The sequence below is a fragment of the Streptomyces sp. NPDC048584 genome (assembly GCF_043199595.1).
GTDB classification, from domain to species: domain Bacteria; phylum Actinomycetota; class Actinomycetes; order Streptomycetales; family Streptomycetaceae; genus Streptomyces; species Streptomyces edwardsiae.
The window spans coordinates 249,151-269,918 of the sequence record NZ_JBICWF010000003.1; the positions used below are offsets into that span (position 1 = coordinate 249,151).

General features: G+C 70.5%; 19 protein-coding genes. 5 read left to right on the top strand and 14 right to left on the bottom strand.

Translation table 11 applies throughout. The features are described from left to right. Window positions 1–48: 48 nt before the first annotated feature. The 12 genes from ACGFR9_RS09075 to ACGFR9_RS09130 all read right to left on the bottom strand — a co-directional run bounded on the left by ACGFR9_RS09075 (window position 49) and on the right by ACGFR9_RS09130 (window position 13,734). Window positions 49–2,640: a right-handed parallel beta-helix repeat-containing protein gene (locus tag ACGFR9_RS09075; protein WP_393204510.1), complete on the bottom strand. Its 2,592-nt coding sequence runs from the start codon at window positions 2,638–2,640 to the stop codon at window positions 49–51. A gap of 219 nt (window positions 2,641–2,859) precedes the next feature. Continuing rightward, the gene (locus ACGFR9_RS09080) at window positions 2,860–3,651 is read right to left on the bottom strand and encodes an SDR family NAD(P)-dependent oxidoreductase (RefSeq protein WP_393204513.1); all 792 of its coding nucleotides are present in this window, start codon (window positions 3,649–3,651) and stop codon (window positions 2,860–2,862) included. Between the two features lie 43 nt (window positions 3,652–3,694). Next, window positions 3,695–4,036, bottom strand: a complete 342-nt coding sequence (locus ACGFR9_RS09085) for an L-rhamnose mutarotase (protein ID WP_393204516.1) — start codon at window positions 4,034–4,036, stop codon at window positions 3,695–3,697. Window positions 4,037–4,039: 3 nt separating this feature from the next. Continuing rightward, window positions 4,040–4,882, bottom strand: a complete 843-nt coding sequence (locus tag ACGFR9_RS09090; RefSeq protein WP_393204519.1) for a carbohydrate ABC transporter permease — start codon at window positions 4,880–4,882, stop codon at window positions 4,040–4,042. Beyond that, a complete protein-coding gene (locus tag ACGFR9_RS09095) occupies window positions 4,879–5,730 on the bottom strand; it encodes a carbohydrate ABC transporter permease (protein WP_234325336.1) in 852 nt (283 codons plus the stop codon). The genes ACGFR9_RS09090 and ACGFR9_RS09095 overlap by 4 nt, the downstream gene beginning before the upstream one ends. A gap of 60 nt (window positions 5,731–5,790) precedes the next feature. Then, window positions 5,791–7,065 (bottom strand): ABC transporter substrate-binding protein, encoded by a 1,275-nt coding sequence (locus ACGFR9_RS09100; protein WP_393204522.1) that lies wholly within the window; start codon window positions 7,063–7,065, stop codon window positions 5,791–5,793. A gap of 44 nt (window positions 7,066–7,109) precedes the next feature. After that, the gene (locus tag ACGFR9_RS09105) at window positions 7,110–8,555 is read right to left on the bottom strand and encodes a hypothetical protein (protein WP_393204525.1); all 1,446 of its coding nucleotides are present in this window, start codon (window positions 8,553–8,555) and stop codon (window positions 7,110–7,112) included. Window positions 8,556–8,575: 20 nt separating this feature from the next. Next, window positions 8,576–9,460 (bottom strand): amidohydrolase family protein, encoded by an 885-nt coding sequence (locus tag ACGFR9_RS09110; RefSeq protein ID WP_393204528.1) that lies wholly within the window; start codon window positions 9,458–9,460, stop codon window positions 8,576–8,578. Continuing rightward, entirely contained in the window at window positions 9,457–10,458 is a 1,002-nt protein-coding gene (locus tag ACGFR9_RS09115; RefSeq protein ID WP_393204531.1) for an aldo/keto reductase, read from the bottom strand. Before ACGFR9_RS09115 ends, ACGFR9_RS09110 begins: the two co-directional genes overlap by 4 nt. A 5-nt stretch (window positions 10,459–10,463) precedes the next feature. Beyond that, on the bottom strand, window positions 10,464–11,474 hold the full coding sequence (locus tag ACGFR9_RS09120) for a hydroxyacid dehydrogenase (RefSeq protein WP_393204534.1): 1,011 nt from the start codon (window positions 11,472–11,474) through the stop codon (window positions 10,464–10,466). Beyond that, window positions 11,471–12,670 (bottom strand): mandelate racemase/muconate lactonizing enzyme family protein, encoded by a 1,200-nt coding sequence (locus ACGFR9_RS09125; protein ID WP_393204537.1) that lies wholly within the window; start codon window positions 12,668–12,670, stop codon window positions 11,471–11,473. Before ACGFR9_RS09125 ends, ACGFR9_RS09120 begins: the two co-directional genes overlap by 4 nt. Window positions 12,671–12,882: 212 nt before the next feature. Beyond that, the gene (locus tag ACGFR9_RS09130; RefSeq protein ID WP_393204540.1) at window positions 12,883–13,734 is read right to left on the bottom strand and encodes a fumarylacetoacetate hydrolase family protein; all 852 of its coding nucleotides are present in this window, start codon (window positions 13,732–13,734) and stop codon (window positions 12,883–12,885) included. A 141-nt stretch (window positions 13,735–13,875) separates the two neighbouring features. Between ACGFR9_RS09130 and ACGFR9_RS09135 the strand changes: the two genes are divergently transcribed. Next, window positions 13,876–14,679, top strand: a complete 804-nt coding sequence (locus ACGFR9_RS09135) for an IclR family transcriptional regulator (RefSeq protein ID WP_393204543.1) — start codon at window positions 13,876–13,878, stop codon at window positions 14,677–14,679. A gap of 246 nt (window positions 14,680–14,925) precedes the next feature. Here ACGFR9_RS09135 and ACGFR9_RS09140 read toward each other — a convergent pair whose 3' ends face one another. Next, the gene (locus ACGFR9_RS09140) at window positions 14,926–16,074 is read right to left on the bottom strand and encodes a GntR family transcriptional regulator (protein ID WP_393204546.1); all 1,149 of its coding nucleotides are present in this window, start codon (window positions 16,072–16,074) and stop codon (window positions 14,926–14,928) included. Between the two features lie 303 nt (window positions 16,075–16,377). On the opposite strand from ACGFR9_RS09140, the gene ACGFR9_RS09145 reads away from it, so the two are divergent. From ACGFR9_RS09145 to ACGFR9_RS09155, 3 genes are all read left to right on the top strand, one after another. Beyond that, window positions 16,378–18,255, top strand: coding sequence for a right-handed parallel beta-helix repeat-containing protein (locus tag ACGFR9_RS09145; protein ID WP_393204549.1), 1,878 nt, complete (start codon window positions 16,378–16,380; stop codon window positions 18,253–18,255). Between the two features lie 180 nt (window positions 18,256–18,435). Next, a complete protein-coding gene (locus tag ACGFR9_RS09150; protein WP_393204552.1) occupies window positions 18,436–18,864 on the top strand; it encodes a DUF2809 domain-containing protein in 429 nt (142 codons plus the stop codon). Between the two features lie 12 nt (window positions 18,865–18,876). Then, the gene (locus ACGFR9_RS09155; RefSeq protein ID WP_393204555.1) at window positions 18,877–19,098 is read left to right on the top strand and encodes a hypothetical protein; all 222 of its coding nucleotides are present in this window, start codon (window positions 18,877–18,879) and stop codon (window positions 19,096–19,098) included. A gap of 56 nt (window positions 19,099–19,154) precedes the next feature. Here the strand turns inward: ACGFR9_RS09155 and ACGFR9_RS09160 are convergent, their stop codons facing one another. Next, entirely contained in the window at window positions 19,155–19,604 is a 450-nt protein-coding gene (locus tag ACGFR9_RS09160; RefSeq protein ID WP_393204558.1) for a spore-associated protein, read from the bottom strand. A 200-nt stretch (window positions 19,605–19,804) separates the two neighbouring features. Between ACGFR9_RS09160 and ACGFR9_RS09165 the strand changes: the two genes are divergently transcribed. Next, a complete protein-coding gene (locus ACGFR9_RS09165; RefSeq protein ID WP_393204560.1) occupies window positions 19,805–20,755 on the top strand; it encodes an alpha/beta hydrolase in 951 nt (316 codons plus the stop codon). Window positions 20,756–20,768: the final 13 nt, after the last annotated feature.

The following is a 20,768-nucleotide window of genomic DNA, read 5'->3' on the forward strand; positions in this document are numbered from 1 at the left end:
GGCGGGGGGCGTCCGCCGCACGACGGACGCCCCCCCGCAAGGCCGTTGCTACGGCCGTCCGATGCCCTTCGTGGAGACGGTACGGTTCCACTCGTCGACCCACGTGGTTCCGTACGCCTCGGCCACCTGCCCGGAGCGCGAGAACTTCAGCGTGTCGGGATCCAACCCCGTCTCCGCCACCGAAGTGGCCATCACCGCATGGGTGTTGACCTTGTCGCTCCACCGGGACAGGTTGTACACCGACGTCGGACCGGTGAAGGCCGCGGTCGTCTCGACGAACCCGGTGTCACCGACGACCACCGCGTGGTCGACCTCCACCCGGGACGGCGCCCAGACGGAGTTCACGTCGTCCCACACCGTGGCCCGGCTGCAGCCGTTGGTGCCGGTGGTGGAGTAGTCCGCCGCCCTGCAGTCCTCGCCCGTCGCCGTCACCCGCGGCACATACCAGCGGGTGATCTCCGGGTAGGTGATCGGCTTCCCGTCCGCGTACGTGCCCTTCCCGTCGGTGTAGTGCCGGTGCCACGCGGCCACATGCTCGGGGGTCGCGCTGTACTTCTCGCCCTCACGCACGTCGAGGAACGAGTCGAAGCGGCTCAGCAGCACCCAACTGTTGTCCAGCGGCAGCGACTTCTCGCCCTTGCGGTGGTAGATGCCACCGTGGCCGGCGTGCTTCACCCCGATGAAGACGTTGTCGTTCGCCGTGTTGCTGTGCCCCGAGTTGAAATTGACCCCGGAATGCGCGCCGTCGACCACGTTGTGATGGAACCGCACGCCGGACGCGCCGTCGTCCAGGTACAGGGCGTCGTTGGTCCCGCCGATCTTCTCGAAGTGGTTGTACGCGACCTCGTTGCCGAGGTACGTGAAGTCCCGTCCGGCGTAGACGACTCCCTGGTCACCGGCGTTCTTCACCACGTCGTAGAAGTGGTTGTGACTGACCCGCATGTCGTTGCCCATGATCTGCACGGCCATGTGCGGGGCGTCGTGCACGTAGTTGTACTCGAACGAGTTCCCCACCCCGTACAGATAGCCGGCCGGGGTGTACGTCGCGAGCTTCGAGAAGCGGGTGATCTCGTTGTGGTGGGCGATGTTGTCGCCCCGCTCCAGGGTGGCCCGGTCCCCGCCGCCGAGCAGCACCCCGCCCCCGCCGAGGTCGTGAAGGTAGGAGTTGCGTACGACGTTGTCGTGCCCGCCCTGCACGGTCTCGTAGTCCGGCATGGTCGTGATGGTGTCCGTCGTCCGCCCGATACGGATCGCGTCCATGCTCACGTTGGAGATGTCGACGCCGTCGATGAGGGTGCCCACGGCGTCCAGGAGCTGCACTCCGCTGATGAGGGACCCCGTCATCGCGAGGCCCCGGAGCGTCACGCCCTCGGTGCCGTCGAGCAGGAAGAAGTTCTTGTCGAAGGTCTGCAGCGTGGTGACCTCGCCCTCGACGGTGCCGCCCTCGGGCTTGTAGTAGAGGACGTCGTTGTCGTCGTAGCGGTCGATGTAGTACTCACCGGCCGTGTCCAGCTCCGACAGGACGTTGAGCACCTTGACCTTGGTCCACGCGTCCTGCGGGATGTACATGGACGGGTACTTCGTGTACAGCCGGTCGCCGCTCCACGACAGGATCCGCACCATGTCGTTGGCGTAGTTGTTGCCGAAGTACCCGGACAGCCAGCCCTCGGTCTCGGCCTGGGTGTTGTCGATGTCCTCGGTCCAGCGCGGGTCGAGCTGGACCGGAACGTCCGTGTAGTCGCCGAGTCCGCGGGTCCCCAGGTCGTCCACCACGGGCTCGGCCTCGGGCGCCCACCGCCGGTAGCGGTCGCCGTCGAGCGCGCGGCCGCCGACCGTGAACACCGACGGCGTCATGCGCCGCATCTCCTGTGGTGACCAGGTGTCACGCTGCCCCGGGTCCTCCAGGAGCTGCTTCTTGTCCTCGAACTGCGCCCTCGGCGTCGTACCGGAGAGGTTCCAGTCGCGCTCCGGGCCGAAGCGGCCCTCCAGGTCCACGTTCATCAGGTCCCGGGGCGTATCGGCGTCCCACTTGTCACCCGTTCCCCACAGATGACAGTCCGTCCCGGTGGTGGAACACGCGTTGCCGTTGGGGTACTCGGCCAGGGTCTGGGCCGCACCGCCGACGACCAGCTCGGGCGCGAACGGCTGCTGCACCCAGTTGAAGCCGTTCTTGTACAGCGTCCCCGGGTCGATGCCCGCCGCCCCCAGGTCGTAGACCCACACCCCCTCCCGCGACTCGGGGGTGGCGAGCCGGGTGTGGGACGAGTACCGGGGCTCGGCGAGCGTCCCGGCGGACAGATCGGTGAGCTTCTTCCAGCCCTCGGCGGGGAGTTCGTGGGACCCGGTGACGGTCACCTTCTCGTCGCGGTACGCGGCATAGGTGACCCACGAGTTCTCCGGCCCCGTGAGCCGGACCGTGTCGTCGAGGACGTAACCGCCGCCGCGGATGTAGACCGTGCCGCGCGCCTCGGCCGAGGTGCGGCCCGCCAGCGCGTCACGGGCGGCGGTGATGGTGCGGAAGGGGTCCTTCTTTCCACCGCTGTTGTCGTCGTCGCCGTCGGTCGCCGAGACGTAGACCGTCAGTTTTCCGGCCGCCGCCCGGCCCGGCGCGGCTGCGGCCGGTCCCGCGAGGGTCGTCATCAGAGTCAGTGCGACGCCTGCTGCGGCGAGCCGCGCCGCCCTCGGACCAGTTCTCACCATGGAGAAGCCTTTCGAACCTTGCCCAGACACAGAACATGTATGACATGTGCACAGTAGAGTCCGGGGAGGCCGGGGACAAGCGCCAGGACGGAAGAAGACAGAAGAAAGAAGGGGCGGGGACCATAAGTCCCCGCCCCGCCCCACGCCCGCACCGCCCGTTCAGTTCTCCCCGGCACGCAGCCGGAGTCCCTGCATCCCGCCGTCGACGGCGAGCGCGGTACCGGTGACGGACGCGGCCGCCGGGGAAGCCAGATACGCGATCGCCGCCGCGACCTCCGCTGCCGACACCAGCCGGCCCGTCGGCTGCCGTGCGTTGAGCGCGGTGCGCTCCGCCTCCGGGTCGTCGGCGCGCGACAGCAGCCGGTCTATCCAAGGGGTGTCCGCCGTACCGGGGTTGACGCAGTTGACGCGTATGCCCTCACGCAGGTGGTCCGCGGCCATGGCCAGCGTCAGGGACAGCACCGCCCCCTTGCTCGCGCTGTACAGCGCCCGCTGCGGCAGCCCCGCGGTCGCCGCTACCGAGCAGGTGTTGACCACTGCCGCGTGCCGGGAGGCGCGCAGATGCGGGAGCGCGGCACGCGTCGTCCGCACCATGCCGAGGACGTTGACGTCAAGCACCCGGGCCCACTCGGCGTCGGCGTTGTCCGCGACCGTCCCCTGCGCGCCGATGCCGGCGTTGTTCACCAGGATGTCGAGGCCGCCCAGCCGGTCCACGACGTCCGCGACGGCGGCTCGTACCGAGGCGTCGTCGGTGACATCGCACCGCACGGGCAGCAGTGTCTCCACGTCGTCGGCCGGCAGGGCGTCCGGATCGCGGTCGAGTACTGCGACCCGGGCGCCGTGCGCGGCCAGACGGCGGGCGGTGGCGAGCCCAATCCCCGACGCCCCTCCCGTCACCACGGCCCTCAGACCGTCGAACTCGGGGGGCGGGGGAGCGGGGGTGTGCGTCATGTGCGTGTTCCTTCGGTGTGAGGACGACGGTCGGCCCCGCCGGTCAGTCCAGGTGGAAGAGTTCCTCGCCGTCCACCCATCGCTCCCCGGACCCGGCCGAGTCGAGGGGCTGCTGGCAGGGATCGGTGAGGGTCCACCAGTGCCGGGTGCCGGGATCGGCCGCGACGGCCGCCATGTCGGCGTCGTAGTCGTCGCCGGTGTACTCGTAGTAGGCGAACAGGGTGTTGTCCCGCAGGAAGATGGAGTAGTTGGTGATGTGGGCGCGCGACAGCGTGTCCAGTACGGGCTGCGGCACGGCCCGGTGCAACTCCCGGTAACGTTCGGCGTGTTCCGGCCGCAGCCGGATCACGGACGCGACACGGCGGGGAGTACGGCGTTCGGGCATCGGCTATCCCTTGACGGCTCCGGCGGCGAGGCCGCTCATGATGTGCCGCTGCATCACGATGAAGATCACCAGGATCGGGATCACCGCGAGCAGCAGGGTCGGGAACACCTTCGTGTAGTCGGTGGAGTACTGGCCGACGGCCGCGTACACACCCGTGGTGACGGTGTAGACGCCGCTGCCGGGGCCGAGGATCATCTGCGGGCTGGCGAAGTCGTTCCAGACGCTCAGCGAGTTCAGGATGAACACCGTGGCGATGATCGGCCGCATCAGCGGCACGATGATCCGCCACAGCGTGTAGTACGTGCCGGCCCCGTCGATGGCCGCCGCCTCGTCCAGCGACCGGGGCAGCACCCGGATGTACCCGAAGAACACGAACAGCGTGAACGGGATCGTCGTGGCCGCCATGAACAGGATGAGGCCGGGCAGCGTGCCCATCAGCCCGACCGCCCGCAGCACGAAGATCACCGGCACCAGGATCACCTGCGTCGGGATGAACATGCCGGCGATGAAGAAGAACAGCAGCAGCCGGGAGACCGGCCTCGGCGTACGGGCCAGCGCGTACGCCGCCGGGGCGCACACCGCCATGGCGAGGGCGTTCACGCTCAGCACCAGCGCGAACGTGATGCCGTAACCCTTCAGAATGCTGAAGTCCGGGTTGTTCCAGGCGTCCACGAGGTACTGGAACGTCGCCGTGCCGAAGGCCGGCGAGAGCGGGTTGGCGAGGATCTCATGCTGGCTCTTGAAGGTGTTGATCACCAGGATGTACATCGGCACGAGCATGACGAGGGACGTCAGGGAGATGAACGCAACCCGGACGATGGCGGACGGGGAGTGTGTCTTTTTCATCCGATGGACTCCGCGTCGTCCTCGGCACGCCTGCGCAGCACGAGAACGGTGAGGGCGAGGACCGCGGCCGCCAGGATCAGCAGCACGGCCTGCGCCGAGGCGACGCCGATGTTCCGCTGGGGGAAGGAGACCGCGAGGATCGAGTAGGCGAGGGTCTTGGTGGACCCGGCGGGGCCACCTCCGGTCAGTGACACGACCACGTCGTACGTCTTCAGCAGCGAGATGCCCGAGGTGATGATCGCGACCGTCACCGTGGACGCCAGGGACGGCCAGGTCACGGCACGGAACGTGCGCCACCTGCCCGCACCGTCGATCCGCGCCGCCTCCAGCAGATCCGCCGGGACGGCCTGCAGCCCCGCCAGATAGAGGATCAGCTGGACACCGAACAGCGACCAGACGATGACGAGGATCATCGACCACAGCGCCCAGTCCGGATCGCTGAGGAACGGCAGAGCGTCCGTGCCGACCTTTTCCAGCATGGTGTTGACGACACCCTGGGGGCCGAGGATGGCCTGCCACAGGAAGCCGACCACCAGCGCGCTCAGCACATGCGGGTAGAACATGACCACCCGGCCGAAGGTGTTGAACCGGTTGGTGCGCTGCAGCAGCAACGCCAGGCCCAGCGCGGCCAGATTGACCACGACGGCACCCGCCACCGCCACCACGGCGGTGATCACCATGGTGTCGGTCATGTCGGCCGAGCCGAACACGGTCCGGTAGTTCTCCAGACCGATGAACTCCGGGACCCGGGTGGGGAATCCGTTGTACTCGGTGAAGCTGTAGTAGAACGCGTAGATCACCGGTACGACCAGCAGAGCGACGTAGATGAGCACCGCGGGGAGGACCATGCTCACGCCGGCACCGGCGTTGCGCCATCCCCGCGGCCTCGCGGGCGTTTTATCCATCGGTCAGCGGTTCTCGTCGACCCACTGGTCGATCGCCTCGGCCGCGTCGGCCGGGCTCGCCCCCGTGTACAGGCTCTGCGCGACCTCGGTGAACTTCGGGTTGAACCCGGTCACCGGCAGCCGGACGTTGCCCTGCCCCTCACCGACGGCCACCAGGGCCGGCGCCTCGTCGAGGACGCCCTGGATCTGCGCGTCGATCTCGGTCTGCTCCAGCCCGGAGTCCTTGCGGAACACCCCGTCGGAGCCGAGCTGCGCCTCGATGGCCTTCGGGTCGGTGACCAGGTACTCCACCAGCCGCTTGGCACCGTCCTCGTCGGCGACGCCCTTGCGGATCATGTACGGGTTGGCCATGGTGGCGCCCTGCGGGCCCGGGTGGGCCTGGCCGTCCGCCGCCGGCGGGGAGAACACGCCCACCTCGAAGGGCAGGTCCTTGGACTTGTTCAGCGTGGCGGCGAACCAGCTGCCGTTGGTGTAGAGCCCGACCTTGCCGGCGATGAAGTTGCCGTCCGCCTGCGAGGGGCTGAGCCCGACGTCGCTCTTGGCGATGTAGCCGGCCTTGATCCAGTCGGCGTACAGCTGGAACGCGGGCTTGTACGCGTCACCGGCCGAGAGCTTCTCCTGGTCCACCGCGGTCTGCCACTTCGGGTGCAGCTGGTTCAGCGTCGGGTGGTAGATCTGCTGCAGCTGCAGGCCGGTCTGGTAGTCGCCGGCGGTCTGCATCGGCGTGTAACCGGCCTTCTTCAGATCGGCCAGATCCTCGGCCAGCTCGTCCCAGGTGGTGGGCGGCTGACTGATCCCGGCCTTCTCGAAGGCGCTCTTGTTGTAGAAGACGAGCGACTGCGTCTGGGTGCCGACGCCGACCGCGTAGTGCTCCTCACCCATCGCGTACTCGTCGAACATGGGCGTGTCCGTCGCCCACGCCTCACCGCTGAGGTCGATCAGTTCGGGCGCCGTGTCGTCGTCCGGGAAGACCGACTGGATGACGTCGGGCGCGGTGCCGGCGGCCAGCTGCTGAGGGAAGGACTCGGCGACGGACTTGCCGGTCGGGCCCTCGATCTTCACCTTCAGCCCGGTCTTCTCCTCGAACGGCTCGACCAGCTTCTCCCAGTAGGCCTGGTCGAGGTTGTCGGTGAGGTTGACCAGCATCCGTATCTCGCCGTCCTCGCTCCCGGAGGAGCCGCTGCCCGACGAGCAGGCCGCCACGAGGAGCAGCGGAACCACGGCCGCGAGCGTGGCACCGCGCACGGTGCGCCCTCTGTTGACTGACGTCATTGTCATCTCTCTTTTCCTCGAAGGGGGAAAGCCGGCGGTACGGTCACTCGTCACAGCCGCCCCCGGTAGGGCAGGGGGCCGACGCTGGTGATGTCGGTGGGCGCCTCGCCGCCGTCGACGCGGTGGATGCCTTCGTCGGAGACGAAGAACTCGGGAACGTCCGGGTAGCGCAGCTCCTCGGGCAGCGGTTCCCGGTCGGTCCAGGCGAAGAACTCGCGCGCGAAGACGGGCCGGTCCTTACGGCCGTAGAGGTGCAGGTCACCGGCGGTCAGCGGGCTGCGGACACACCAGTGGACGCCTGACTCGGCCCAGAACGCGCGGTCGCTGACCAGCACCGACTGCCGCTCTCGAGGGGCGAGCACCCGGTCCCAGAAGCCGTCGCCGGGGCCCAGTCTGGCCATCAGGAACAGCAGGTCGTGCGCGTGCCAGGCGGTACTGGGCGCGATGTCGGCCTCGTTGTGCCAGCCGCTCGCGGAGGCGAAGTAGCCGGCCGGGGTCTGGTAGCCGGCGTAGGTGGCGAGGCAGGCCCCGGTGAACGCCTCCAGCTCGGCGTCGGGGCCCTCGGCCAGCACCTCGTGGATGCCGTACAGGGTCAGGCCCATGCCGGCGATCAGCATCGGGGTGTCCGTCTTCAGCGCGCGCCCGCCCTGGACGTACCAGTAGCGGTGGTAGCGGACCGCGCCGGTCTCGTCGGTCCAGGCCGAGCGGACCACATGCCGGCACAGTCGCCGCGCCTCGGCGAGGAGCTCCGGGTCGCCCTGGGCGCGGTAGCCGAGCACCAGGGGGACGATCATCAGGCCGTAGTACTCGGCCGGTTCGAGGATGCCGCCCTCGGCCCGGTCCCGCACGGTGCGGAAGGCGCCGGCGCTGTCCGCGTCCGGCACGCCCCGGTGGTGGAAGAGACGGACCAGTTCGGCGAGGTCCTCGGGGATCTCGCCGGCGTACGTCCTGTCGTCGCTCAGCTCGGTGTAGAGCTGCTTGACCCAGACCCGGGCGTACTCCTGGTTGCAGGTGCCGTCCTCGCCGGGCCGGCCGCCGCCGTAGATCTCGCAGGCGTCCAGATTGCGCCGTACGGCCGCGAGAACGGCGGCCACCTCGTCGGCGGGCAGCAGATGGCCGGCGTGCCGCAGGGCGAGCAGCATGCCGAGGCTGCCGACCGCGTTGTGGATGAGACCGGTGGTCGCGGACTCGCCGACCTGGAAGCCGATGTGCCGGTACTGGCCGTCGGGCTGTGTGGTGGCGGCCTGGTACCGCAGCAGCCTGCGCAGCAGGCCGACGCCCCGTTCGTCCGGCTGCCGGGCGAGGGCCTGGGCATAGGCGCCGACGGCCGGGCCCGCGAAGGTGGTGTGCCCGCTGGTGAAGTCCACGAAGCTCGCCGGGTTGGTGCCCCACACGCTGTGGTTGTGGAAGCCGTTGATCGCGCCCTCCTCCGTCACCCAGCTGTGCAGCCAGCCGGCCAGCGCGGCCGTGTCCGGCGTGGTGGTGCGGTGTTCCATGACGTTCCTTCCGGAGCGGTTCACACGCCCGCTTCACGTGCGGTGTCGAGCAGGGTGGCGTCGATGCGGTAGAAACGGGCGGCCGTCCCGCCGAGTACGTCGGCCCGGTCGACGGGCGCCAGCGGCGCGAGGAGTTCCCGGACGGCCTCCCAGGCGCGGGTGTAGCCCCCGGCCAGCACGGAGATCGGCCAGTCGCCGCCGTACATCAGCCGGTGCGGCCCGAACAGCTCCAGCGCGTCCTCGACGTACGGGCGCACCCCGTCGGTGGTCCAGGAGCCGAGGGGGCCGCGGGCGGAGTAGAGCCCGGAGAGCTTGGCGTGCACCTGGGGGTGGCGTGCGGCGGCGGCGAGGAGCCCGCGCCAGCGGGTACGGTCCCCGGGGCCGCCGCCGACCGGCGGCTTGCCGAGATGGTCGACGACCAGCCGCAGTCCGGGATGCCGCGCCGCCAGCTCCGGTAGGTGCGCCAGGGCCTCGGGTGACGAGGTGACGTAGTCGAAGGTGAGACCGTGCTCGGCCAGCAGGGCGAGCCCCCGGCCGACGTCGGGGCGGACGATCCAGTCCGGGTCGAACTTCTCGTGGATCAGGGCGCGTACACCCACCATGTGCGGGTCGCGGCGCAGTGCCGCGAGCCGGGTCGCGGCCCGGCCGGGATCGTCCAGCGGCAGCCAGGCGACCACGCCGACGATCTCCGGGTGCGCGGCGGCGGTCGCCAGCATGTGGTCGGTGTCCGCGTCGTGGTCGGCGGCCTGTACGAGGACGCTCGCGGTGACCCCGGCCGCGCGCAGCTCCGGCCGGGCGTCGGTGAACCGCATCGCGCGGTCGATCGGCGACAGCGCGGGCCCCAGCCAGTCGTAGGGGGCGCGGGTCGGGTCCCAGACGTGCAGGTGGGCGTCGATGACGGTCATCCGAGTCTCCTGTCGGCACGGGCCCCAGAGCCGTCGGGCACCAGGTCCAGGTCCGCCAGCTCGTCCCAGAGCGCGTCCGGTACGGCGGCCGCCAGGCGCCGCGCGTTGGTGCGGGACTGGCCGGCGTCGCGGGCGCCGAGTACCACGGACACGACCGAGGAGTGGCGCAGCGGATGGGCGATGGCGGCCTCCGGCAGGGTGACTCCGTGACGTTCGCAGACGTCCGCGATGGCGGCGGCGCGGTCGGTCAGCTCCCGGGAGGCGGGCAGATAGTCGTAGGTGGCGTCGGCCGGCGGACGGGGCGCGGCCAGCAGTCCGGAGTTGTAGACGGCGGCGGCGACGACCCCCACACCGCGCTCCTCGGCGAGCGGCAGCAACTCCTCCTGCGCCGAGTGGTCCAGGAGGGTGTGCCGGCCGGCCACCATGACGAGGTCGACGTCGCAGCGGCGGACGAACTCGGCGAGCATCGGTGCCTGGTTCATGCCCACCCCCACCGCCTTCACGAGCCCCTGCTCGCGCAGTTCGACGAGGGTGTCGACGCCGGTGGTGGAGGCCTCCCTCCAGTGGTCGTCGGGGTCGTGGAGGTAGACGACGTCGACGTGGCCGAGACCGAGACGCTCGAGGCTGCCCTCGAAGGAGCGCAGGACGCCGTCCCTGCCGAAGTCCCAGGCCCGGCGGAACGCGGCCGGTACGGCGAATCCTCCGTCGTCCTGCCGGTGGGCTGTCTCCGGGCTGGGCTCCAGCAGCCGGCCCACCTTGGTGGAGACGGTGAACTCGCCGCGCGGCCGGTGCGCGAGCGCGGCACCGAGTCGCCGTTCCGACAGCCCCAGTCCGTAGTGCGGGGCCGTGTCGAAGTAGCGGACGCCGCTGTCCCAGGCCGCGTCGACGGCACCTTGGGCGTCCTCGTCGCTGGTCGTCCGGGCGAGGTTGCCCAACTGGGCCGCGCCGAGGCCGAGTTCCGTCAGCGCGGGGCCGCGTGAAGACGTACGGGAACGCATCGGCCTCACCGCACCCTCGTACGCGCGGAGGCCGCGAGGTCCTCCGGGTGGGCGAACGGGCGGCCCGACACGAACCGTTCCACCTCGTCGGTGACGGCGTCGCCGACGCGGCGCAGTTCACCGCCCAGGGAGCCGGCCAGGTGCGGGGTGAGCACGACGTTGTCCAGCGTCCACAACTCACTTCCGGGGTCGGGTGGTTCGGGGTCCGTGACGTCGAGTACGGCGTCGATGCGTCCCGTACGCAGTTCCGCGATCAGGGCGTCCTGGTCGACGACGCCGCCCCGCGCGGTGTTGATGAGAGTGGCGCCGTCCCGCATCGACGCGAGCCTGCCCGCGTCGATCTGGTGGTGCGTCTGCGGGGTGAGCGGCTGGTGCAGGGAGACCACCCGGCTGACGGCCATGAGTTCGTCCAGCGGGACCGGACGGGCACCGAGCTCCCCGGCCTGTTCCGGAGTGAGCGTGGGGTCGTACAGGAGGACGTCGAGGTCGAAGGGGCGCAGCAGGCCGAGGACGGCGCGGCCCACGGTGGAGGCGCCGACGATGCCCACGGTCTGCCGGTAGTTGCCGTGGTCCGGCTGCGGGGCGAAGTGGTCCGGTGCCGTCCGGGAGGCACGGTAGGCGCGTTCGGTGAGGATGACCCGCTTGGTGGCGAGCAGGATCATCGCCAGGGTGTACTCGGCGACGGGACCGGAGTTCGCGGCACGGGCGTTGGCCGCGACCACACCGCGGGCGGCGAGGTCCGCCGGATCCTCCAGGCAGGTGGCGGCGACCCCGCCCGCGTAGATCACGGCCCGCAGCCGCGAGAGTTGGCCGGCGCGGACGACGGGTGCCTCCCAGCCTGCGATGAGGATCTCCGCCTCGGCCAGCGCCTCGCGTGACCGCCGCGAGTCCGGTTCGGCGACGACCAGTCCGGTGTCGATGTCGGTGGCACGCCGGAGCCGGTCCAGGGCGTCGGCGTCGAAGAGGGCGCCGGTCAGCCGCGGGTTCATGGCGAGGACGGCACGGGGTCGCGTCACGGCGTGCTCTCCCTTTCTGTGCGCCCGACGGGCGTAGGGCGGTCGGTGGCGCCGGTTTCCGGTGTGAGGCGCAGGCCGGCGCTCCGGGGCCGTACGTGCGGGCCGTCGGGCCGGGTCCAGCCGGCGCCGGCGCCGGCGCCGAGTCCGGCGAAGGCCGGCTCGTCGACGGAGATGCCCAGACCGGGGGTGTCGCCGAGGACGATGCCGCCGTCCGCGAGCACCTGGTCCACGGTGACACCCACCGGCATCCCGGTGTCCTGCACCTCGGTGGCGAGATGGTTGGGTACGGCGGCGGCCGCGTGGGCCAGCGGGTTGGCGTGGTAGCCGACGGGGCTGACCGGCAGGTCGTGGCCGTGGGCCAGTGTGGCGACCCGCAGGAAGTGGGTGATGCCCCAGACGCCCGCCGTCTGCACCACCTGCAGCGCGTCGGCGGCCAGCAGGGGACGGAACTGTTCGAGCCCGGTGAGGTTCTCGCCGGTGGCCACGGGGGTGCGGCCGGCGCGGGCCACGGCCCGGTTGCCCCGTACGTCCCAGCGCCGTACCGGCTCCTCGATCCAGGCGAGTTCGACCCGGTTCTCGATCCGGGCGAGCAGCCGGACCGCCTGGTGCCTGCCCCAGGTCTCGTTGACGTCGAGCATCAGGGCGGGGGAGCGGGTGTTGCCGCGCAGTACGTCGGCGACAGCCTCCAGGCGCCCGATGTCGCGGTCCGTGTCGAGCCCGCCCTTGATCTTGGCGCCGGTGAAGCCGCGTCCGGCCCAGCCGGAGTAGAGCGCGACCAGCTCCTCGTCGCCGAGCGCGATGTCGAGGCCCGACGCGTAGCCGGGCACGAAGCGGTCGGCGGCGCCGAGGGTGCGCCACAGCGGTTCGCCCGCCATCTTCGCCTTGAGGTCCCACAGCGCCATGTCGAAGGCGCCGATGGTGCCGAAGACCGAGCCGGAGTGACCGCTCTTGAAGGTGTGGGCCAGCATCCGGTCGTAGAGCGCGGTGACCGCCCGCGGATCCTGGCCCTCGACGGCGGGAAAGATCCGCGCGGCGTCGGTGTGGGCGCCCAGCCCCACCCCGGTGAGACCGCCGTCGGTCTCGACCAGCAGCACCGGAACCTCGGTGACACCGCCGGTGACCACACCGTTGGCGTCTCCCACGGGGCGGCCCCACTGGTGCACCGTCCCAAGGCTCCGGTAACCGGTGATCTTCATCTGCTCCCCCTCTGTGTCCTCGTTCGTGTCCCGTGCATGCGGCAGTGGCGGGGAGCGTGCCGGTGCATGCGTGGTGACGGGGAACCGCGTGGTGCGGCGGCTGTCGGGGCGGGACTTGTCACGCCCCCTCAACGCAGTCGTAACGTATCATACAAGTGATGACTTGAGGGGGCGCGATCCGGGATTCGCGAGGCCTCTCAGGCCTCGCCGCCTCAGTCCGCGGCGAGTGTCTGGCGCTGGCGTCCCAGGCCCTCGATGTCGATCTCCATGACGTCGCCGGCCTTCAGGTACGGGAAGCGTCCGGAGAGCGCCACGCCCTCGGGGGTGCCCGTGTTGACGACGTCGCCGGGGTCCAGGACGAGGTACTGGCTCAGGTCGTACACGAGCTGCGCCACCGAGAAGATCATGTCCGCGGTGCCGGAGTCCTGGCGCGGCTCGCCGTTGACGAACGACCGCAGCCGGAGGTTCTGCACGTCGGGCACCTCGTCGGCCGGGACCAGGTGAGGGCCGAGCGGGTTGAAGGTCGCGGCGGACTTACCCTTCGACCACTGGCCGCCGGAATGCTCGAGCTGGAAGTCGCGCTCGGACACGTCGTTCGAGACGGTGTAGCCGGCGACATGCTCGAGGGCCTGATCGGGGGAGTCCAGGTACTGGGCCCGCTTGCCGATGACGACGGCGAGCTCGACCTCCCAGTCGGTCTTCACCGAGCCGCGCGGGATCCGCACCTCGTCGTACGCGCCGACCACCGTGTTCGGCGGCTTGAAGAAGATCACCGGACGGGTGGGCGGCTCACTGCCGGACTCGGCGGCGTGGGCGGCGTAGTTCTGGCCGACGCAGACGACCACACCGGGCTTCGCCACCGGCGGCCCGACGCGCAGCCCTTCGGCGTCCAGTACGGGGAGGCCGCCCTCCGTCAGTGCCCGCCGGGTCCGCGCGATGCCGTCCGCCGCGAGGAACGCGCCGTCGATGTCGTGCGTGAGCGGGGTCAGGTCGCGGGTGACGCCCTGGTCGTCGATGACGGCGGGGCGTTCCCGGCCGGGCTCTCCGAGTCGTACGAGTCGCATGATGCGCCTTCCTGTGCGGGAGACCGAAATATCGAACGAATGTGCGTGCAAGGTGATATCCGCGGACAGTATCGGTGTACAGTCCGGCCAGTTGTCAATATGCTGCCGATCTGTCAACTGGTTGACGACGAAGGGGAGGGCATGAGTACTCGGGACGGATCGGTATGGGCCAGCGCCGCACCGGCGCCCGCCGTTCTCAGAGCGGGGGCGATACTCGAGGCCTTGGCACAGGCCCGCGGCCGGACGATGACGCCCGCTCGGCTCGCCGCCGCCGCAGGGGGTATCCCGCGCGCCTCCGTCGTCAACATCTGTGCCGCCCTCCACGACCTCGAGCTGGTCAGAGCCGTGGACGGCGGATTCGTGCTCGGCCCCGGACTGCTGCGGCTGTCCCAGGCCTACCTCGACGCACTGGACCCGGTGCGGGCCTTCAGGGAGCAGGTGGGCCGCCTCGGCGACCGGGAGGAGACCCTCCAACTGGCCACCACGGAGGGCACGGACGTGGTCTATCTCGCCGTGCACGAGGGCACGGTGCTGATGCGGCCGACCAGCAGGACGGGCGCGAGACTGCCGGTGACCTGTACGGCGCTGGGCAAGGTGATGCTGGCCGGCCGCACCGACGACGAGGTGCGAGAACTGCTCGCGGACCGCGTGCCGTTCGAGTCCCGTACGCCCTGGTCGATCACCACCCTCGACACGCTGCTCACCGAACTGCGCACGGCACGCGCGAACGGCTACGCGGTCGACGACCAGGAGACAGCCGAGGGCATCGTGTGCGTCGCGGTCGCCGTTCCCGAAACGGCGACGGACGGCCGCCCCTTCGCCGTGAGCTCGTCCCTGCTCAAGTCCCAGGCGACCCCCGGCCGGGTGGCCGCGGTCGTCGAACTGATCGGCACCGTCGTCCGGCGCATGGACGGCGGGCGCGAACAGCTTCCCGGCGACGCGTGACCGCGGATGCGGGACTCCGGGTCCGGCCGTCGGGCCGGTTCGGCGCCGACGTACGGACCGTGCGCGGTCGGGTCGGAGTCCGGCCCGTGCGCCGGGCCGCCGTCCGGCGGCAGGGGCGGCGGGTGTGAAGGGTGCCTCGGTGACGCGTGACCGCGTCCGCCGGCGCAGGGTCCGGCCGCCGGGCCGGGCCGCCGTCGGGCGGCGGGGCGGAGGGCTTCCTCGGTGACGTCCGGCCGTGCGCCCGTCTCAGGGGCCGGCCGGTGTACCGGGCTCCGGCAGGTACCGGAGCACCTCGCCCGCCGCGTGGTCGGCGAACATCGGGCCCGCTGCCTCGGGGTCGCCCGAGCGCAGGACGTCCAGTAGTTCGGCGTGGTGTTCGGCCATCGCGGTCCAGCCGCCCACATAGCGCGGATCGCCCAGCACGTGCAGCTCCCACAGACTGGACTCGATCATGCGCCACAGCCTGATCAGCGCCGCGTTGCCGGTGGCCTCGCAGACATGGCGGTGGAAGGACATGTCGGCGTCCCGGAACGCCCCGATGTCACCCTGGGCCGCCGCCCCGCGCAGCCGCTCGACGTCGTCGGCCAGCAGCCGGTCGTGCTCGGCGTCCAAGGCGCCCGTCACCCGGCGGGCCGCGTACTCCTCGAACATGACCCGGATGTCCCGCACGTCCTGCGCCTGCCGCTCGGAGATCCGCGCGACGTAGGTGCCCCGGTGCGGCTGGGAGACGACCAGCCCCTCGTGCGCCAGCCGCTTGATGGCCTCGCGCGGCGGCGCCTGACTGGTGCCGAAGCGGCGGGCGATGTCCGACTCCACGAGCCGCTGCCCCGGTTCGAGCCGGCCGCTCACGATCCAGCCGCGCAACTGGGCGTAGACATGGTCGGAGAGCAGCTGACGCGGGACACGCGCCAGGGGAGGTTCGCCCTTCTCCCGCTGGGCCTCCGGACGGTTCCGGGGCGGGCGCGGGGCCTGCGGCCCGGGCAGCCTCGCCTGCTGCTCCCGCCAGATCCGGGCGACCGTGGACTGCGACAGGTCCAGCGTCTCCGCCAGGGCGCGGGTGGACGGCACCGGCGATCCGCCCCCGGCCTGTTCGAGTACGCCCGCGATGTGCGCCTCAGCCTGGCGCCGGTCGGTGCTCCGCGGCCGTCCGGAACGCGGGGCGTCCCGCAGCCCCGCCACGCCCCCGCTCAGGAACCGCTCCCGCCATTTGGCGACCGTGGCGGGACTGAGCCGCAGCTGCAGGGCGATCTCCGCGTTGTCCAGCCCCTCGGCACACGCCAGTACGACACGGCTGCGCGTCCGGAGCGCCCCCAAAGGCCGCTGGGAGAGGGCGACCAGGGCCGCCCGGTCCTCCTCGCCGAGCCGGGGAAACACCGGCGGATCGGGAACGGTCATACCGCCGCCCTTCCATGGATGGAGAGACTTCTGACTCGGACGGCCCGGGAACCCCGCCCCGCCGACAGTAATTTATCGTTCACGTCCGCGTATTGACGGCCCATCGGGGCGAACATATTAACTATCGTTGCTCGATCAGTGACCCACTAGTCTGCGTGCGACGGCGTCGGGATCGAGCGTGAGCTCTCCGGGCGCGTGGGCCGGTGCGCCGGTCGTCGCGAACGACGACCGGCCGGTTTCGGAATTCCGGCCACGTGAAGACGCCCGACCCGACATCACACCCGTCCGCGGCAAGGAGGCCCCATGCCCTTCATCCCCGTACGAAGAAGAACAAGACTTCCGCTGCTCCTCGCGGCCGGCGCCCTGCTGGTCGGCGGGACGGCGCTGGACGTCCCGGACGCGAAGGCGGACGCGGCCCAGTGCAAGGCGACCGAACTCTTCGTGGCACCCGACGGCAGCGACAGGGCCAAGGGCACCAGGAGCCGCCCCTTCAAGACCGTCGAGAAGGCCCGGGACCACATCCGTGACAAGGGCCTCAACCGCCCCGGCCGGATGCGCTGCGACATCCACGTCAACCTGCGTGCCGGCGACTACCCCCTGAGCCGCACCGTGGACCTCGACGACCGCGACTCCGGCAGCGGCGGGCACCGGGTCGTCTACCGCTCCTACGACGGCCCCGGCAAGGCCCGCGTGACCGGCGCCGAACCCGTCACCGGCTGGACCGAGTACAAGGACGGCGTCTACCGCGCCGACGTCGGCACCGACCAGCCCTTCTACACCCTCTTCGAGGACGGGAAGCGCGCCACCACCGCCCGCTACCCCAACCGAGGCTCCGACGACACCTGGTCCCCGTACCTGACCTCCGTACTCTCCGAACCGGAGAAGGAGGCCGTCCACCAATGGCTCTACTCCAACCCCGGTGAGTGGGACGCAGACTGGAACCTCGACAACGCCCAGGTGGTGATCTGGTCCGGCGGAAGCTGGAGCTGGTTCACCGACACCGTCCCGATCCGGGACTGGAACGCGGCGAAGAACCAGATGACGCTCAAGCACTGGACCCGCTACGCGCTCATCAACTCCCGCGGCGGCTCACGCTACTTCCTGCAGAACTCCTTGGACTTCCTGGACCAGGCCGGCGAGTACTACATGGACTTCAAGAAGGGGCAGCTGTACTACAAGCCGAAGGGTGACATCGACGACGTCACCGTGCTGCGTCCCACGGTGAAGACGCTGTTCAACCTGGCCGGCGCCGGCCCCGACCGGCGCGTCGAGGACATCACCCTCGACGGACTCGCCCTGCAGTACAGCGACTTCGTCGACTGGTACCGCTCGGGCTGGATCAGCGACGGCGACTCGGGCGACCGGCACAAGTACCCGGAGTACGACCGCCAGATCGAGATGCCCCGCAACCGCTTCGGCGCCGTCACGGTCACCAACAGCGAGGACGTCACCCTCTCCCGGCTGCACATGTCGGACACCGGCTACCACGCCGTCTACGCCCTGTTCGCCAACGATGGACTGACCGTCCGCGACAGCCTGCTGGAGAACATCGGCGGCGACGGCATCAAGGTCGAGGGTCCCTACCCGGGCGAGGGCAACACCTCCAACGGCCATCTGCTGACCAACAACTACATCACCCACTACGGAGAATTGGTCCCCGGTGACGCCTCCGGCATCGAGCTGATGAACACCGGCCACAACACGGTCAGTCACAGCCACATCAAGCACAGTGCCCGGTACGGCGTCAGCCTCGAGGTCCGCCCCGAGGTCGCCCCCGACGACAACTACGCCCGTGACAACACCTTCGAGTATCTGCGCATCGACGAAGCCGGCCTGGACAGCGGCGACATGGGCGCCTTCTACACCTACGGAGTCAGCAACGTCGAACCCCACACGGTCGACAACCATGTGCGCCAGGTCGTCATCGGCGACGTCATTCCCGACGCGTCGATGCCGGACAGCGGCACCCGCGGCATCCACATGGACGCCGGCGGCTGCGGCTTCGCCTTCGAGGACATCGAGGTCGGGAAGACCACCGACCAGTCGTATCAGAGCTACCAGTGCAACACCGTGGAGAACGCCAACTGGGAGGACGGCTACGACAAGTCCCGTATGGAGTACGACAGGATCGGCGTCACCGCCGGCTTCCCGTACCCCTTGCCGGAGGGCGACACCCAGTGACGGGTGACTGATCCGGCCGGTCGTCGCGGCGCCGAACGGCCCCGCCACGACCGGCTGTTCGCGCCGCCGTCAGCGGACGGATCGAACCCTCCGCGACCGGATACCTCGTGCCATGCCGTGCATGCCGACAGCGGCGGCACCCGCGTGTCCTCCGGATTTCCGCTGCGGGATCATGACGCCATGGCTCTCTCCTCGGCACCCCGCCCCCGCTCGGACACCACTGCGGCACGGACCCGTGCCACGGCGGCCGTGGCCGCGCTCGTGACCGTGTGCGCGGGACTGGGCCTGCGGGCCGTGACGACGGGGGAGGTGGCGAAATACGGCGGTGACGCCCTCTACACCCTGCTGATCCTCAGCCTGGTCGTCCTGGCGGCACCGAGGGCGACGCCCCTCAAGGCCGCCGGTGTCGCGCTGGCCGTCAGCTGGGGCGTCGAGTTCCTGCAACTCAGCGGCCTCCCGGCGGACCTCTCCCGGCACAGCACCGCGGCCCGCCTGATCCTCGGTTCCACCTTCAACGCACCCGACCTCTTCTGGTACGTGATCGGCGCGATCGCCGGCGGGCTCGTCATGGCCGCTTCCGCTCGGCATGCGGGCGGACGCCCCGCATAGCACGCTGGTGACATGGCGAACGACCGGTCGATCGTGATCTACCCGCCCGGCGAGGACGGCGGCCGGCGCGTCCGCGCGGGCGAGCGGTTCCTGGGCATGGCGTACGGACCACTGGACGTCGTGGAGTTCCTGCGCCTCGCGGGCCTGGACAACGCCGACGACGACTGGCTGCGCCGCTCCGAGCAGGTGGAATGGCGAGGCGGCGGCCCGGACACATGGAAGACCCGCACCTGAGCGAAGGGGACCCGGCCGGCCCTGGCGAGGCGCTACGGCCCCGCCAGGGGACGGGATCAGCGGGTGAAGGTGACCCGGTGCTCCTTCAAGGACCCGCAGTTGGAGCCGTACACCTGGACGTACACGTTGTTGATGCTGCCGCCCCAGTCCACGCAGTGGCCCTTGCCGTAGACGTAGACCGGTCCCGCGTACGACGTGAAACGGCCCGCGTCCTGGGCGTTCTCGTCGGTGTCGGTGACATAGATCCACGCGGACATGTCAAGCCTGGTGCCGGGGTTGGTGCGGATGGTCGCGACGCAGTTCTCCCCGTTGGCGGCGTTGTACGTCAGGTAGACGGTGCCGAGGGAGCCGACGGCCGCCGAGTTCACGGTCTTGTAGGCGCTCCCGCAGACCTTCTGCGGTGTGGTGTTGGGTGCGGCCGAGGCCGGCGACGCCAGGGCGGTGGTGGCCCCCAACGACAGGGCGGCCAGGGCGGAGGCGGCCAGGACAGAACGGCTGAGTCTCATATTTCCCCCTTGCGACTCTTGGAGCGGTTGCTCCTGACTGGTGTGACCCGCGGCACGCGCGAATGGTTGTGCCGTGTTCGACGGCGAATGCCGGGTCCACGTCACGTGGGGGTTTTCGCCGGGTGTGTCACAGCCGGGGCCCCGGCCCGGTCTCAGTGAGTGCACAGCCTTTCGGAACCACCGTGCTGAAGGAGTCCACATTGAGTGACAGCATTCTGGAACCCGCCGCCCGCGCGTTCGCCGTCGCCGCCGCCGAGCCGCCGCCGCTGTACGAGCTCGGCGTCGAAGGCGCCCGCAAGCTGCTCGACGACGTGCAGGCGCAACCCGTCGAGAAGCCCGACGTGGACGAGAAATGGCTCACCGTCCCCGCCGGGGCGGGCGACGTACGGGTGCGCGTCGTCAGGCCCGCCGGGAGCACCGGTGTCCTGCCCGTGATCCTCTACGTGCACGGCGGCGGCTGGATCCTCGGCGGCGCCGGCACCCACGACCGGCTGGTGCGCGAACTGGCCGTCGGTGCGAAGGCCGCCCTCGTCTTCGTCGAGTACGACCGCTCCCCGGAGGCGAAGTACCCCGTCGCGCTCGAGCAGGCCTACGCCACCGCGCGGTGGATCACCGCCCACGGCGCCGAAGAGGACCTCGACGCCTCCCGGCTCGTCGTCGCGGGTGACTCCGTCGGCGGCAACATGGCCGCCGCCCTCACCCACCTGGCCAAGCAGCGCGGCGACGTGACCTTCCTGCACCAGTCGCTGTACTACCCCGTCACCGACGCGGCCCAGGACACCGAGAGCTACCGCACCTTCGCCGACGGCCCCCACCTGACGGCGAAGGCCATGGAGTGGTTCTGGGACGCCTACACCACCGACCCCGCCGAGCGCGCCCGGATCACCGTGTCCCCGCTGCGCGCGACGCCGGACGACCTGAGGGGTCTGCCGCCGGCGTTCGTCGTCGTCGACGAGAACGACGTACTGCGCGACGAGGGCGAGGCCTACGCCCGCAAGCTCCTCGAGGCCGGAGTGCCGACCACGAGCATCCGCTACAACGCCACCCTGCACGACTTCATGATGCTGAACCCGGTCCGCGGCACCCAGGCCTCGACCACGGCGATCGAGCAGGCCGTCCACGTCCTGCGCAAAGCCCTGCGAAACGGCTGACCGACCCGTCACC